We start from the raw sequence: 14,721 nt of genomic DNA on the forward strand, positions 1-14,721 counted from the left end.
GCCCTCAGCGCCACGGCACGCGGGTGGACTCCACGATGTAGATCGCGATCGCGATCGCCAGGGCGCCGGCAGCCATGGCGCCCATGAGCCACGCGAGGCGCCGATTTCCTCGGGGGCCGCGCTCGCTCGCGCGCGAGGATGCCCACATGACGAGCCACACCGCGATCACGTAGACGATGCCGATGAGCGGCAGCACGATCTGGATCTGGAACGCGAAGCAGTACAGCACCACCGCCACGGCAGCCAGGACGCCGGCCGGCACGAGCCAGCGAGAGCGCGCGCCGTTCTGGAGCGCTTCCTGATTGGTCAGGTCGGTGGGGTCGGGCGTCGGCTGCTCGTCGGGCAGGCGCTCGGGACCGTGCGGACGGGGCGAAGAATCGGTCATCGGTCACTCCTTGATCGCCATCGAGCGTGACCGTTGCGCCTCGTGTCGGCACGGGGGTTGACAAGCCCTCACCGGCGCGGAGAAGCGCTTCTGGGAACGTTGTCACATAGGATGGAGGACATGACTCCCCCCTCGCTGGCGGGCGACTCCGACCGCACCATCGTGCGCGGCGACGGGTACATGCTCGCCTGGAGGACCGGTCCGGCGGGATTGGTGAAGTCGCCCTACTTCGAGCTGTCGGATGCCGAGGGGTCGCGGTGGATGCGGCTGAGCGCCCTCTCGAGCGCCCACACCCGCGAGGGCCGCGATGAGACCACGGCTGTGCGGGAACCGACGGTCGCGGTGGACGACGACGCGATCGTGATCGTCGTGTCCACCGAGTCGCCCGCCTGGTCGGCCCGCGCGCTCGTCGTGCGCTGCACGGGGGAGGCGATCGAGCTGACTCTCGAGGCGGAGGGCGACGGCGCGCTCGAGGACGTCACGCTCCTGGGCGGGGACGGTGTGCTGCCCTCCGGCGCCTCGGGGACGTTCCGCAGCGGTCTGGACGCCAAGAGCATCTACGTGCCGAGCCCCACCGAGCCGGTGGCGTTCGTGCGTCCGGTGTGGTCGGCCGCCTCGCTGGGGGTGGTCGGCGACGCCGACCCCGGGCGGCTGAACGGGGTCTTCTCGCCCCCGCCGTTCGCCCTCGCCTTCGGCAGGGACCCGGCGGTGGACGCCTTCGCACCCGGTCCCGGGGCGTGGCTCGGCCTCTGGCTGCGCGGTGCGGTGGAAGAGCTCGGCTTCACCACGCTGCGGTACGAGCCGGTCGACGACGGCGCGCTCCTGCGCCTGAACTACGAAGGGCACACCCGCGTCGACGGCCGCTGGCGATCGCCCACCATCGTGATCCGGCCGGTGGACTCTCCGAAGCACGCCCTGGAGGCCCACCGCAGCGACCTGGTTGCGCACGGCCACGCGCCGGCGGGCCGGTATCCGCCCGCATCCTGGTGGCTGCAGCCGATCTTCTGCGGCTGGGGCGGCCAGGTCGCACGCGGAGGGACGGCGGACGCGCCGGCCTTCTGCCGCCAGGAGGTCTACGACGACTTCCTCGCCGCGCTCTCGCAGGCCTCGCTCGAGCCGGGCACGATCGTCGTGGACGACCGCTGGCAGGCGCAGTACGCCACCGCGGAGCCGGATGCCGAGGCCTGGCCGGATCTGCGCGGGTGGATCGCCCGGCGCCACGCCGAGGGTCGCCGGGTTCTGCTGTGGTGGAAGGCGTGGGACCCCACGGGCCTGCCCGTGGACGAGTGCATCACGGATGCCGCAGGGCGTGCCGTGGCCGCGGACCCCGGGAGTCCCGCCTACCTCTCGCGTCTGGACGGCATCATCGACCGGCTGCTGGGTCGGGGCGGGCTGGATGCCGACGGCTTCAAGGTCGACTTCACGCAGCGCACGCCGAGCGGCGCGACGATGCGCTCCGCTGCGGACAGCGACGGCGTCTGGGGCGTCGCCGCCCTGCACCGGCTCGTCGGGCGCATCCACCGCACCGCGAAGGCGGTCAAGCCGGACGCTCTGATCATCACGCACACCGTGCATCCGTCCTTCGGCGACATCTGCGACATGGTGCGCACCAACGACGTGCTCGAGCACGACGTCACCGGTGCTCCGGTCTCGGTCGCGGCGCAGCTGCGGGCCCGCTTCGAGATCGTCGCCGCCACGATGCCCGACCACCCCGTCGACACCGACCAGTGGCCGATGCCCAGCCGGGACGAATGGCTGGATTACGCGCGCACCCAAGGGGGACTGGGGGTGCCGGCGCTGTACTACATCGAGCGCGTGGCCGATGACATCGACCGGCTCGACCCTGCGGAGGTCATCCTGCCCGAGCACCTCGCCGTCATCCAGGGGACGTGGGCGGATTATCGGAGCGCGCTGGAGTGAGCCCGACCGAGATCGCCCCGGGCGTCTGGCGCATCGCCGACACATGCCAGGTCTACGTCATCGTCGACCCGGGTGCGCCCTTCGGTGAGCGCGACGCGGTCACCATCGACTTCGGGTCGGGTCGCGTGCTCGACCGGCTGGCCGAGCTCGGCATCCGGCGGGTCACGGATGTGCTCATGACCCACCACCACCGCGATCAGGGTCAGGGGCTGCCGCGCGCCGTCGCGCACGGTGCCCGCATCCACGTCCCACCGGTGGAGGTCGAGCTGTTCGATCGCGTCGAGGAGATGTGGTCCAGCCGCACGCTCGCGAACGACTACGACCTCCGGCAGGATCGCTTCTCGCTGCTGCAGTCCGTGCCCGTTCATGCCACGGTGCCGGAATACCGGGAGCTGGTGTGCGCGGGCGTGCGGCTGCGCGTCCTGCCGACACCCGGCCACACGGTCGGCTCGGTCACCTACCTGCTCGACCGCGACGATGAGCGCATCGCGTTCAGCGGCGACCTCGTGTACGCACCGGGCAAGGTCTGGTCGCTGGCGGCGACGCAGTGGTCGTACACCGAGAACGAAGGCCCGGCGATGACCGTGCTGAGCGCGCTCGTGCTGCAGGCTGAGCAGCCGACGCTTCTGGCTCCGTCGCACGGGGATCCGATGCACGATCCCGGACAGGCGCTGGACCTGCTCGTGGACGCGATGCAGCGCTACATCGATTCGCGGCGCAGCTACCCGTGGGACGTGCGGGCGCGCCTCGAGGACCCCTACGTCGCGCTCACGCCCCACCTGCTGCTGAACCGCACCTCGATCTCGTGCTCCTACGTGCTGCTCTCGGAAACGGGGGAGGCGCTGCTGATCGACTACGGCTACGACATGACCACGGGACTGGTCCGCTCGCAGGAGCGGAGCGCCCGGCGGCCCTGGCTGGCGTCACTGGCGTCACTGCGCCGCGATCACGGCGTGACACGGATCACCGTGGCCGTGCCCACGCACTACCACGATGACCACGTCGCCGGGATGCCGCTGCTGCGCGAGGTGGAAGGCACCCAGCTGTGGATCCCCGAGAACGTCGCACCGGTGCTGGCGGATCCGTGGCGTCAGGACCTGCCCTGCCAGTGGTACGACCCGATCCCCGCCGACCGGGTGCTGCCGTTGGAGGAGCCGTTCACCTGGAACGAGTACGAGATCTCGGTGTTCGCCCAGCCCGGACACACCCTGTACGCGGTCGCCTACGCGGTGACCGTCGATGGCGTGACCGTCGTCTTCACCGGCGACCAGCAGCAGGGACTGGGCGGCCGGGACGGGCGCCGCGACGTCATGAACTACCAGTACCGCAACCTGTTCCGGCTGGGGGACTACCCGCGCAGCGCCGCCCTGTATCGCCGGATCGCGCCGGGACTGATGGCCACCGGTCACTGGGAGCCGCGCTGGGTCGATCGGGACTACCTCGATCACCTGGAAGAGGCGGGCCAGGCGGTCGATGACATCCACCGCGAGCTGCTGCCGCTGGATGCCGTCGACCTCCGGCCCGACGGTCAGGCGGCCCGCATCGAGCCCTACCGCGCCCGCGGCGTCGTCGGCGACGTGCTCACCTACACCGTGCGGGTGCGCAATCCCTTCGGCGAGCGGGCGGAGGCCAGCGCCGAACTGGTGCTTCCCGAGGGATGGCAGACCTCGACGCCGAGGAGTGCGGCATCCCTCGCCGCCTTCGAAGAGCGCTCGTTCGCGCTCGAGGTCACTCCGTCGACCCCCGGCCGCCGATGCCGGGTGGCCGTGGACGTGACGATCGGCGACCTGCTGCTGGGCCAGCATGCCGAGGCTCTCGTGGACGTGGAAGCGTCCGTCTGACTCCCTCGGCCGCGCTGCCGGTGGTGATCTCTTCCGCGCCATGCTGCGGCGAGGAGCATGGACCGGGGAGAAGCGCAAGTCCCGTGCGGCAGAAGCGCGTGCGCGCGAGAATCGCTTCTCGACGGAAGGATCGCGCATGCACATCGTCCTCGTTCCGGGCCTGTGGCTGGACGCCAGCTCGTGGAATGACGTCGTCACCCGCCTGGCGGAGGCCGGACACAGGGCCACGGCGCTCACGCTGCGCGGACTCGATTCGCGGACCAGCAACCGCGCCGGGATGATGCTGGCCGATCATGTCGCCGAGATCGTCGCCGCGATCGACCGGTGCGACGGGCCCGCCCTGCTGGTCGCGCACGCGGAGTCCGGCGGTCTGGTGCATGCCGCGGTGAACCGGCGGCCCGAGTCGGTCGCCCGCGCCGTCTATGTCGGCGGCTTCCCGAGCGCGGACGGCGCCGGAGTGCTCAGCGGCTTCACCGCCGACGCCGTGGGCGGACTGACCCACACCGGCGGTCAGCGCGCGATCGACCCGAGTCTCGCCGCGCTGCACCGGCGCGTGACCGAGAACGCCGCGCACGTGCTCGACGGCGTGCAGCGGCTGTCCGACGAGCGCCGGCTGCACGTGCCGGTCACCGTGGTCGCGACCGAGTTCACCGGAGAAGATGCGCGCCGATGGATCTCGGCCGGCATCGACCCGGCCCGAGAGCTCGCGCGGATCGCCGACGTGACGATCGTGGATCTGCCGTCGGGGCGATGGACGCACCTCGAGCGCCCGAACGACCTGTCGGCGGTGCTGCTCGCGGCCGCAGGTCCGGCGCCCGCTCCTGAGCTCGCCGATGCCGCCGGCGGTAGCGTGAACGCGTGGACGGCGACGGGATCGACTTCGCGCGCATCGACGAACGCCTGATCCGGGCGCTGCTGGCCGAGCAGTTCCCGCACTGGCAGGCGCTGCCGCTGCGCGCCATCGACCGCGGCGGCAACGATCACCGGATGTTCCGCCTCGGCGACGAGCTGCTCGTCCGGCTGCCCGCCGCGGAGCGGTCGGTGCCTCAGGTGCGCAAGGAGCAGCTCTGGCTGCCGCGTCTGGCGGCGCACCTTCCGCTGCCGATTCCGACGGTGCGCGCGCTCGGCGCGCCATCCCCGCTGTTCGAGGCGCCGTGGTCGGTCTACGGCTGGCTCGACGGCGAACCCAGCGCGACCGCATCCATCGCCGATCGAACGGGACTGGCGGCCGAACTCGCCGATTTCTGCGTCGCCCTGCGCTCGATCGACACGACCGGCGCGCCGGCGCCCGGGCTGCACAGCGCGTTCCGCGGGGGACCGCTCACCCACTGGGCGCAGGAGTTGGACGCGCTGATCCTGCGGGTGCACGGCCGGGAGCGCGATCTCGCGCGCGGCATCTGGAGCGACGCGTTGAGCGCGACCTTCGCCGGTCCGCCGGTGTGGTTCCACGGCGACGTGTCGATCAGCAACCTGCTTTTTCGCGGAGGGCGGCTCTCGGCCGTGGTGGACTTCGGGTGCGCCGGAGTCGGCGACCCGGCGTGCGACACGGCGATCGTCTGGACGCACCTGGAGGGTGCCGCTCGGGATGCCTTCCGCAACGGCCTCGCACTCGATGAGGCGACGTGGGCTCGAGGTCGAGGATGGGCGCTGTGGAAGGGGCTGATCATGCTCACGAACAAGCCGCCCGGGCAGGCCGAGCTGGCACGGCACGTGCTGGACGAACTGTTCCGCGGGGTCTGAGCTGCCCGCACTCAGCCGATGTCGGCGAGCGTGAAGATCGCATCGGCAGCGGAGGCCGTCTGCGCGATGACGGCGGCATTGCGCTCATCCGACTCGGTGACGAACCGTGCGGCATCTGCGGCGCTGCGTCCGAGACGACGGTGGCGCGCTTCGAGCCGCAGGCGGCGCACCTCCGCCGGGGCGTCGATGTACCACACCGCGTCGAGCTGCTGACGTGCCGCCGCCCAGGCCGGATCGGGGTGCAGCAGGTAGTTGCCCTCGACGATGACCAGGGGGATTCCGCGTCCCACCATGACCGCGTCTGGGACGGGGTCTGCGACGAGGTGGTCGAACGCCGGAAGGGCGATGTCGCGATCGATGCCGTGCCGGACCGAGTCGAGGGCCGCGGCGAATGCGTCGCCGTCGAAGGTGTCGGGCGCCCCCCGCCGCCGGGCGAGATCGGTTCCCGCGATCCGGGCGCGGGTGAGGTGGAAGCCGTCCATCGGGACGACGGCCGCCGTCCCGGCGTCGAGGCCGGTGACCAGGGCGGCGGCGAGCGTCGTCTTGCCGGTTCCGGGAGGGCCGGTGATTCCGAGCAGGGAACGGCCGTCGTGCGCCGCGATGAGCGACTGCGCCCGGGCGAGGAGCTCTCCCAGCGTCGTCGACCGCGCCGTCGGCATCACAGGCTGATTCTCGCATCCGACATGGGATCGATGCCATACCGAACCTGCCGGCGGCGTGGCGGTGCCGTCGCCGACGAGTCCGTCGCGCTGGCTCCGAGGCCCGAAAACAGCAGGAATGCAGGCTCTGCGGCCGTTTGCAAGTGGCTTGTTTCCCCGGCACTCCTCCTGTACGTTCCGCTGTGGGATGGTTCCCACACACAGCACCACACAGTCTGCACGTCCCGGCCCCCCACGCCACGGGATCTGCTCCTTCCGAAAGGACAGTTCAATGAAGAATCGGCAGAAGGCTCTCCTCGCGGTCACCGCCGCGGGAGCGCTTTTCACGCTCACCGCCTGTGGTGGCGGAGGATCTGCGGGACCCCAGGGCGCTGCGGAGTTCTCGAAGGATTACTCCGGCACCCTCACGGCGTGGGGATTCGAGAACGCCGACGAGGTCGGCCAGTCCCGTCTCGACCTCGCCGAGGAGAAGCTGGGCGAGTCGGACACGACAGTGGATCTGGACGCATCGCCGTTCGACGCACAGAAGTTCACGACCCTTGCGGCCAGTGGCGGCATCCCCGACGTGGTTCAGATGGACCGCCAGTTCGTCACGACGTACGCGGCACAGGGCTTGATCATGCCCCTCGACGACTGCTTCGCGCTCTACGACATCGACCCTCGCGAGTACTGGTACCCGCAGGTGATCGACGACGTGAGCTACGACGATTCCGTCTGGGCGGTTCCGCAGTTCTATCAGCCGCCGGCCATCCTGCTGAACACGCGCGTCATGGAGCAGGCGGGCGTCACGGCCGACCAGCTCAACGTCTCCGACCAGGAGGCCTTCCTCGCGGCGGTGCAGAAGATGACGACCCTCGAGGGATCCAACCCGACGCGGCTCGGCTTCGACCCGCAGGGCGTGGGCAAGGCCGGCCTGTGGATGCTGAGCTTCGGCGGTTCCACGATCGACGACGAGGGCAAGCCGACACTGGACAACCCCAAGAACGCGGAGGCCATCGACTTCCTCAAGAAGATCTACGACGCGCAGGGCGGTTACGCCAACGTCAAGAGCTTCGTCGACTCCTTCGACGTCTTCGGCGACAACAACTCCTATGTCGCCGACCAGGTCGGTGCGGCGGTGTTCGACCAGTGGTACGTCAACGTGCTGACGCCGTACGCCGAGCAGGTGCAGATCTCGGCCACCCCCCTCGTCACCCAGGAAGGCGATCCGTTCACGGTCGCCAGCGGATCGTCCTTCGTGATCCCTGCGTCGTCGAAGAACCCCTCGGCGGCGTGCGCGTGGATGATCGAGCTCACCTCGCCGGAGGCGTGGGATGCGGCCGGTGAGGCCCGGGCGCAGACGACCGAGGAGGACCCCGCTCGCAACGGCATCAATGCGGGACTGTTCACCGGTTCGCCGGAGTCCGACCAGGCGATCCGTGACGCGTACGTCAAGCCGACCGCCTACGCCGGCTTCGACGAGGCGATCGCCACGTATTACGACGTGGCCTCCAGCGGTGCGTCCTTCGGCTCTTCGCCGGCCGGTCAGCAGATCCAGAGCGAGCTGCAGAACGCGGTGACCTCGGCCCTTCTCGGTGAGAAGTCGGCCACGGACGCGCTGGCCGACGCGCAGGCCGCGGCGCAGCGGGCCTACGACCAGGCGGCCGGCTGATCATGATGCGCCGGCGCTGAGAGCCCGGTCGCTCCAGGCGGCGGCACGAAGAGGGCGGCATCCGATGTGGATGCCGCCCTCTTCGTGCGCTCGCGTCACCCCTTGCGGCCCTGCGTGGCCAGCCCCTCCACGAAGTACCGCTGTCCGATCGCGAAGAGGATGAGCATCGGGATCGTGACCAGCAGGGCGGCGACCATGACGTACTGGTAGTCGCCGTGGCCGCCGTTGGTCGGGCTGTACTTCGTCATGGCCGAGGCGATGCCGAGCGGCGCGGTGTACCCCTCCGGCGATCCGGCGTTCAGATAGATCAGCGCAGCCTGCAGGTTGTTCCAGCTCGCCTGGAACTCGAAGAGGAACACGATGATGAACGACGGGATCGACAGCGGCATCGCGATCTTCCAGAACATGCCGAAGTAGCCGAGGCCGTCCACGCGCGCCGCCTCGAACAGCTCGCGCGGCAGCCCGAGGTAGAACTGGCGCTGCAGGAAGATGTAGAAGGCCGAGCCGAACAGGTTCATCCCCCACAGCGGAACGCTGGTTCCCACCAGGCCCAGCTGGTTCCAGATCAGGTACTGGGGCACGAGCGTGACAGCTCCGGGGAGCATCATCGTGGCCAGCACGAGTCCGAACAGGATGTTGCGACCGGGGAACTTGAAGTACGCGAACCCGAAGGCCACGATCGAGCTCGAGACGGCCACCAGCAGCGCTGCGAGGACCGCGATGTACACGCTGTTGCCGATCCAGTTCAGCAGCGGCAGCTCGCTGAACACCTTGACGTAATTCTCGGGCTGGAACGTCTTCGGGATGAGGCTGTTGTCGAAGACCTGACCGCGGGGCTTGAAGCTGGCCGCCAGCAGCCACGCGAAGGGGTACAGGAACAGCAGCGCGAAGCCGATGAGGACGGCCCAGTGCAGGATGCGGCCGACCCAGCCGGCGGCGGACAGGCGCTTCTTGCGCTTGGGCGGGGTGGCCGCCGTCTCCGGTGCCTTCCCGGTGGGGGCGGTGACCGCGTCATCGCGGTGCTCGGTGTCCGGCACTTTCTGAGTGACGGGCGGGTTGATGCGCTCGGTGGTCATCAGCGGTCGCTCTCGTAGTAGACGAATCGGTTGCTCAGCTTCACCTGGATGAGCGAGATCGTGATGATGATCACGAAGAGCAGCCAGGCCATCGCCGAGGCGAAGCCGAAGTTGAACTGCCGGAATGCCTGCTGGAACAGGTAGATGCCGTAGAACAGCGAGGCGTCGGAGGCCCCTTGCACCTGATCCCGGTAGAAGAGCAGGTACGCCTGGTCGAACACCTGGATGGCCGCGATCGTCAGCACGATGATGTTGAAGAACAGCGCGCCCGAGATCATCGGCAGGGTGATCGAGAAGAAGCGGCGGATCGGCCCCGCGCCGTCGAGCTGCGCGACCTCGTAGAGATCGCGCGGCACGTTCTTCAGCGCCGCGAGGAAGATGATCATCGTGCCGCTGACGCCCCAGAGGGTCATCATCACGATCGACGGCTTGATCCACGCCGGATCGAGCAGCCACTGCGGGCCCTGGATGCCGATCGCGGCGAGTCCCTTGTTGATCGCGCCCTGATTGCCGTTCAGCAGCAGGAGGAAGATCGCCGCCGTCGCCACGACCGGTGTCATCTTCGGCAGGTAGTACAGCGTGCGGAAGACGCCCGCGCTCCGACCGACGCGATTCAGCAGCAGCGCGAGGGAGAGCGCGAAGGTGATCTCCAGCGGCACGGCGAGGATGGCGTAGAACAGCGTGTTGCCGAGCGACAGCATGACCTTGGGGTCGGAGATGAGCGCTTCGTAGTTGGCGAAACCGGCCGGCCGGGCCGAGTTGGTGGCCAGCTGGTAGTAGCTGAACGAGATCACCAGGCTGTAGATCATCGCGCCGAAGGTGAACACGAGGAACCCCAGCAGCCAGGGGGAGATGAACAGGTAGCCGGCGATCGCCTCTCGGCGGTTGAAGTCGTTCCGGCGCCGCTTCTTCGGCTTCTCCGACGCCGCTGCGGCCGGCGCGGCGAGCTCAGTCGTGGCCATGGGCGAGCCGCCTTCCTGTGCGGCCGCGGGCGTTGCTCGGGGGGGAGTACGGAAACATCGGCGTTCCCTTCTGCGGAGCGCGCAGACTCCGCCGTTCTTATGGCATCGATTCCACAATGCGAGAGCCACCATAAGTGCGCCTCCCGGGAGAAGCAAGCCCCTTGCTCGCCGCCAGAACACGTGCAAAAGCGGGGTTCACCACCCCTTGCGGACACGGTGAGGGGTGTGGGTACGATCTCACAAATGGCAATTCGGTACCTGGGATGATCGCGCTCGGCATCGATGTCGGCAGCACGGCCGTGAAGGCCTCGGTGATCGAGGTTGGTGCGACCGTGACCGAACGCTCGGTGGTGCAGACCTCGACCGCCGGACGGGATGCTGCCGGACTTGCCGCCGCGTCGCTGCGCGTCGCCGCAGACGCGCTGCGCCGGGCGGACTGCGGCCCGGCGCGAGTGATCGGGATCGCCTCGATGGCGGAGACCGGGGCGCTGACCGATGACGCCGGCACTCCGCGCGGACCCCTGCTGCGGTGGGATCGGGACGCCTCCCACGATCGCAGGCCCGAGTGGTCCGGACGGCTGGACGCGGCCGCGCTGCATGCGGCGACGGGTGTGCCGCTGACCGCCAAGCTTCCCCTGCTGACGTGGGCGGAGGTGTGCGAAGGGCGATCGCGCGCCCGATGGGCGTTCGCGGCCGATCTCATCGCGGTCGCCCTCACCGGCCGCCGTGTCACCGACCACACCCTCGCCGGCCGCAGCGGCGCCCTGCCGCTGCCGCCGGCCGGACACCCCCTGCGCGTGACGTGGGACGACGCCGCGCTCGCCGAGTTCGGCATCCCGCTCGTTTTCCCGCCCCGCATCCTCGCACCCGGCGAACCGGCGGGGACCGTGACCGCGTCAGGGGTCGTTGCCCTCGACGGGCGCGTCGACCCCTCGGCACTTGTCTTCGTCGCCGGTCACGACCACGCCGTGGCCGCCTGGGTGGCCGGCATCCGCTCCCCGGGCGGCCGCGTGCGCTCCATCGGCACCACGGAGGCGGTCGTGGCGGTCGCCGATGACGGCGTCGATCGGCGGCGAGCGGGCGAGCAGGGCTTCAGCGTCGTTCGCACCGTCAACGGGGATCACGAGGCGGTGCTCGCCGGAAGCCCCGCGGCCGGCTCCCTCTTCGCGCAGTGGCGGGAGCGCGCCCTCCATCGGGGAGGGGATGCCGACGGTCTGGCCGGCCGGACCCTTTCGGAGCCCGGGCCCGACGCGGCGATCGCGCTGCCGTACCCCCGCGGGCGGCAGTGCCCGCATCCCGACGCGTCGGCCACGCTGCGCATGTTCGGCGTCGCCGACGGCGACGTGGCGGCCGAGCTGCACGCGCTCCTGCGCGGAGTCGCCGCCCACGGCGGCTGGATGCTCGAGGCCGCGGACGATGTGAGCGGCCCGGGGTCCGCGCCACGGCTCGTCGGCGCGCCGTTCCGTCTCACCCCGCGCCTCGCGGCTCTGGCGGCGTCGGTCGCGGGGCAGGAACTTGAACTGATCGATCTGCAGGCGCCGGTCGCCACGGGCGCCGCGGCCCTGGCGGCCGTGCGCGGCGGCGAAGTCGGCGACCTCGTCGCGCCGACGCGCACGGTGGGCCCCGATCCGTTGACCATCGCAGACGTCGTCGCGCACTTCCGCGCCGCACTCGTGGCGACCGGGGTGCCGATCGACCGGAGGGGAGCAGCATGACCGCCACGCTCGACGCGATCGCCCGGCCCGGGGGTGGCCTGGCCATGGTCGCGATGGACCAGCGCGAGAGCCTGCGCCACATGTTCGACCTCGCCGGTGCCGGGCGGCCCGACGACGCCGTGCTCGTGCAGTTCAAGCGCGACGTCGCCACCGCCCTCGGTCCTCTTGCGTCGGGGTTCCTGGTGGATCGGCAATTCGGCGGCCTCGAGATCCTCGCCGACGGTCTGCTGCCTCCGCGCTGCGGCTTCATCCTCGCGACGGACGCGCTGACCCAGCAGGCGGGCGGGCCGGTGGAAGAGACGGCCCTGGACGAGGGTGCGATGGATGCCGTGCGTCAGGGCGTGGACGCGGTCAAGCTGCTGCTCATCTGGCGGCGGGACGAGCGGCGGGACGAGCGCGTCGCCCTGGCGGAGAGGTTCATCGCGGAGGCCCGACGACGCGGCGTGCTCTCGGTGCTCGAGCCCGTGGTGCGGGCCACGCCCGCTGAATTGCAGGAAGGCTCGTGGGACGAAGAGGGGGCGATCCGCGAAGCCGCCCGCGAGCTGTCGCCGCTGCATCCCTCGCTCTACAAAGTGCAGGTGCCGCTGGGCGGCGCGGGCGACGACGTCCAGCAGCGCCGAGCCAGTGAACGTCTGGCGGCGGATGTGACAGGTCCGTGGGTCGTGCTGTCGCAGGGCGTGCGGCAGGACCGCTTCGCCTCGGCAGTGCGGGCGGCGTGCCGGGCGGGCGCGAGCGGCTTCCTCGCCGGACGCGCGCTGTGGAGCGACGTCGTCGGGACGCCGGATGTACTCGCCTCGCTGAGGGAGCGGTCGGTCCCGCGGCTGGAATCCCTCGTGGAGATCGTCGACCGGGACGCGAGACCGTGGGGCGAGGCGCGATGAGGCTCGGCTTCGTGCACACGGTGCCCGCGCTCGCCGTGCGCTTCGACGAGCTGCTGCGTGAGCGCCGCCCGGCATCCACCGCCGTGCACGTGGTCGATCCACAGCTGCTGGCCGACGCGGTGCGTGCCGGGGTCGGCCCCCGCATCGAAGCCGCCGTCGATGCGCACGTACGCCACCTCGTCACCGCGGGGGCGGACGCGGTGCTCGTGACCTGCTCGTCGATCGGGGAGGCGACCGAGGCCGTCGGGGCTCGCATCGGGGTGCCGGTGCTGCGCATCGACGCGGCGATGGCTCAGCGCGCGATGCAGCTCGCCTCGGCGGCGACGGGCCGCATCGCGGTGCTCGCCACCCTGGAGGCGACGCTGGGCCCCACCGGTCGCCTGCTGCAGCGCCTTGCCGCCGATCGCGGCACGACGCTCGAGTTGGCGGTCGTCCCCGGTGCGCTCGCGGCTCGCGAGGCCGGTGACGGCGAGCACCACGACGCGCTCATCGCCGACGCAGTGACGGCCGCGGCGCGCAGCGCCGATGTGATCGTGCTCGCCCAGGCCTCGATGGCGGGCGCGGCGGCACGCTCGGCGGTCGGCATCCCGGTGCTGAGCTCGCCCGAGTCGGCGGTGGATGCCGCGATCGAGCGGCTCGAGATGCATGACGGCGCGACAGGACCGCCGCAATAGGATGTGGCTCGGAACGACCGTGTTCCGCGATGGGAAGCCCATGAGCTCAGATCTCTCGGACGCCGCCGTACCCGACACCGACGTGACCGAGGACGCCGTCGTCCCCTATCGGCGGTCGACGATCAAAGAGGTCGCCGAAGCCGCGGGCGTGTCGCGCTCGACCGCCTCGCGGGCGCTCGCCGGCACCGGGTACGTCGCTGAGCCCGTGCGGGCGCGCGTGCGCAACGCCGCGAAGAAGCTCGGCTATGTCGTAGACGTGACCGCCCGCAGCCTCAAGCAGCAGTCGAGCCGACTGATCGGCGTCGTGGTGTCGGATCTGAAGAACCCGTTCTACGCGGGTCTGGCCTCGGGCGCCGCGCGCGCCGCGCGCGCCGCGGGCTACACCACCGTTCTCATCGACGACGGCGACGCCGGCTCGGAGGAGAGCTACGCCGCCGAGGCGCTCGTCTCGCTCCGGGTCGCCGGCATCGTCGGCACACCCGTCTCCGACGCCCTCGTGACCTTCGCGATCGGCCACGGCATCCCCGTGGTCGAGGTGGACCGGCGGTTCGTCCCGCGCCGGGCGAGCGGGGTCGTGGTCGACAACCGCGCCGCCGCGCGTGCGGCGACCGAGCACCTGCTGGCCCTGGGGCACCGGCGGATCGCGCTGCTGGTCGACGAGACGGAGTGGACGACGGGTCAGGACCGGCTGGACGGCTACACCGACGCCCTGCGCGGGGGAGGCCTGCCCGTGGACGACAGCATCGTCGTGACGTCGGGATGGGACGCCGAGGACGCACGGAACTCGGCGAACGCGCTGTTCGAGCGGGCGGACCGCCCCACCGCGGTGTTCGCCGTCAACAACCTCATCGCCGAGGGTGTCTGGCGCGCCGCGCACGACCGCGGGCTGCGCATCCCGGCCGACCTCTCGCTGGTCGCCTTCGACGACGCCGCCTGGATGTCGATGGTGGAACCGGGGGTCACTGCGGTGGTGCAGGATCCGGGTGCGATCGGGGTGGCGGCGGTCGAAGCGGTCCTCGCGAAGATCCGGCAGCCGGGGTCGCCTCCGGCAACCGTCGTCGTGCCGACGCGCGTTGTTCACCGGGGCTCGACCGCCGCGCTGGCTCGCTGAGGAACGCTCCCGCGACGACCGGTGGATTGACCCGGTGAGAACCGTGCTCGTAGAATGTGGGAACGATGTCACACCGGTGCGCGCTGTGTGTCGCCCGCGTCGATCA

13 protein-coding genes are annotated in these 14,721 nt (G+C 70.7%); 9 read left to right on the forward strand and 4 right to left on the reverse strand.

All coding sequences use genetic code 11. The features are described from left to right. Positions 1-4: 4 nt before the first annotated feature. Complete coding sequence (locus tag RWQ91_RS08950) at positions 5-385, reverse strand: hypothetical protein (RefSeq protein ID WP_314505013.1); 381 nt, start codon at positions 383-385, stop codon at positions 5-7. A 120-nt stretch (positions 386-505) separates the two neighbouring features. Between RWQ91_RS08950 and RWQ91_RS08955 the strand changes: the two genes are divergently transcribed. The 4 genes from RWQ91_RS08955 to RWQ91_RS08970 all read left to right on the forward strand — a co-directional run bounded on the left by RWQ91_RS08955 (position 506) and on the right by RWQ91_RS08970 (position 5,886). Beyond that, positions 506-2,305 carry a hypothetical protein gene (locus RWQ91_RS08955; RefSeq protein ID WP_314505016.1) on the forward strand — a complete coding sequence of 600 codons (1,800 nt, stop codon included), beginning with the start codon at positions 506-508 and terminating at the stop codon, positions 2,303-2,305. Next, complete coding sequence (locus tag RWQ91_RS08960) at positions 2,302-4,146, forward strand: MBL fold metallo-hydrolase (RefSeq protein WP_314505018.1); 1,845 nt, start codon at positions 2,302-2,304, stop codon at positions 4,144-4,146. The genes RWQ91_RS08955 and RWQ91_RS08960 overlap by 4 nt, the downstream gene beginning before the upstream one ends. A gap of 136 nt (positions 4,147-4,282) precedes the next feature. Then, the gene (locus RWQ91_RS08965; RefSeq protein ID WP_314505019.1) at positions 4,283-5,050 is read left to right on the forward strand and encodes an alpha/beta fold hydrolase; all 768 of its coding nucleotides are present in this window, start codon (positions 4,283-4,285) and stop codon (positions 5,048-5,050) included. Then, on the forward strand, positions 5,005-5,886 hold the full coding sequence (locus RWQ91_RS08970) for an aminoglycoside phosphotransferase family protein (protein WP_314505021.1): 882 nt from the start codon (positions 5,005-5,007) through the stop codon (positions 5,884-5,886). Before RWQ91_RS08965 ends, RWQ91_RS08970 begins: the two co-directional genes overlap by 46 nt. 11 nt (positions 5,887-5,897) lie before the next feature. On the opposite strand, the gene RWQ91_RS08975 is transcribed toward RWQ91_RS08970, so the two are convergent. After that, on the reverse strand, positions 5,898-6,548 hold the full coding sequence (locus RWQ91_RS08975) for an AAA family ATPase (RefSeq protein ID WP_314505023.1): 651 nt from the start codon (positions 6,546-6,548) through the stop codon (positions 5,898-5,900). A gap of 268 nt (positions 6,549-6,816) precedes the next feature. On the opposite strand from RWQ91_RS08975, the gene RWQ91_RS08980 reads away from it, so the two are divergent. Continuing rightward, on the forward strand, positions 6,817-8,196 hold the full coding sequence (locus tag RWQ91_RS08980) for an extracellular solute-binding protein (protein ID WP_314505025.1): 1,380 nt from the start codon (positions 6,817-6,819) through the stop codon (positions 8,194-8,196). A gap of 95 nt (positions 8,197-8,291) precedes the next feature. On the opposite strand, the gene RWQ91_RS08985 is transcribed toward RWQ91_RS08980, so the two are convergent. Together RWQ91_RS08985 and RWQ91_RS08990 are read right to left on the reverse strand one after the other, a co-directional pair. After that, entirely contained in the window at positions 8,292-9,272 is a 981-nt protein-coding gene (locus RWQ91_RS08985) for a carbohydrate ABC transporter permease (RefSeq protein WP_314505028.1), read from the reverse strand. After that, positions 9,272-10,234: a sugar ABC transporter permease gene (locus tag RWQ91_RS08990; RefSeq protein WP_314505031.1), complete on the reverse strand. Its 963-nt coding sequence runs from the start codon at positions 10,232-10,234 to the stop codon at positions 9,272-9,274. The genes RWQ91_RS08985 and RWQ91_RS08990 overlap by 1 nt, the downstream gene beginning before the upstream one ends. Positions 10,235-10,497: 263 nt before the next feature. On the opposite strand from RWQ91_RS08990, the gene RWQ91_RS08995 reads away from it, so the two are divergent. Genes RWQ91_RS08995 through RWQ91_RS09010 form a run of 4 tightly spaced genes read left to right on the forward strand, consistent with a single transcriptional unit; the run spans position 10,498 to position 14,615 of the window. Further along, positions 10,498-11,949, forward strand: coding sequence for an FGGY family carbohydrate kinase (locus RWQ91_RS08995; protein WP_314505034.1), 1,452 nt, complete (start codon positions 10,498-10,500; stop codon positions 11,947-11,949). After that, positions 11,946-12,830, forward strand: a complete 885-nt coding sequence (locus RWQ91_RS09000) for a hypothetical protein (protein WP_314505037.1) — start codon at positions 11,946-11,948, stop codon at positions 12,828-12,830. Before RWQ91_RS08995 ends, RWQ91_RS09000 begins: the two co-directional genes overlap by 4 nt. An 11-nt stretch (positions 12,831-12,841) precedes the next feature. Next, a complete protein-coding gene (locus tag RWQ91_RS09005; protein ID WP_314505039.1) occupies positions 12,842-13,504 on the forward strand; it encodes an aspartate/glutamate racemase family protein in 663 nt (220 codons plus the stop codon). 40 nt (positions 13,505-13,544) lie between these two features. After that, on the forward strand, positions 13,545-14,615 hold the full coding sequence (locus RWQ91_RS09010; RefSeq protein ID WP_314505042.1) for a LacI family DNA-binding transcriptional regulator: 1,071 nt from the start codon (positions 13,545-13,547) through the stop codon (positions 14,613-14,615). Positions 14,616-14,721 lie beyond the last annotated feature (106 nt).

Source organism: uncultured Microbacterium sp. (assembly GCF_963524805.1).
Lineage (GTDB): Bacteria > Actinomycetota > Actinomycetes > Actinomycetales > Microbacteriaceae > Microbacterium.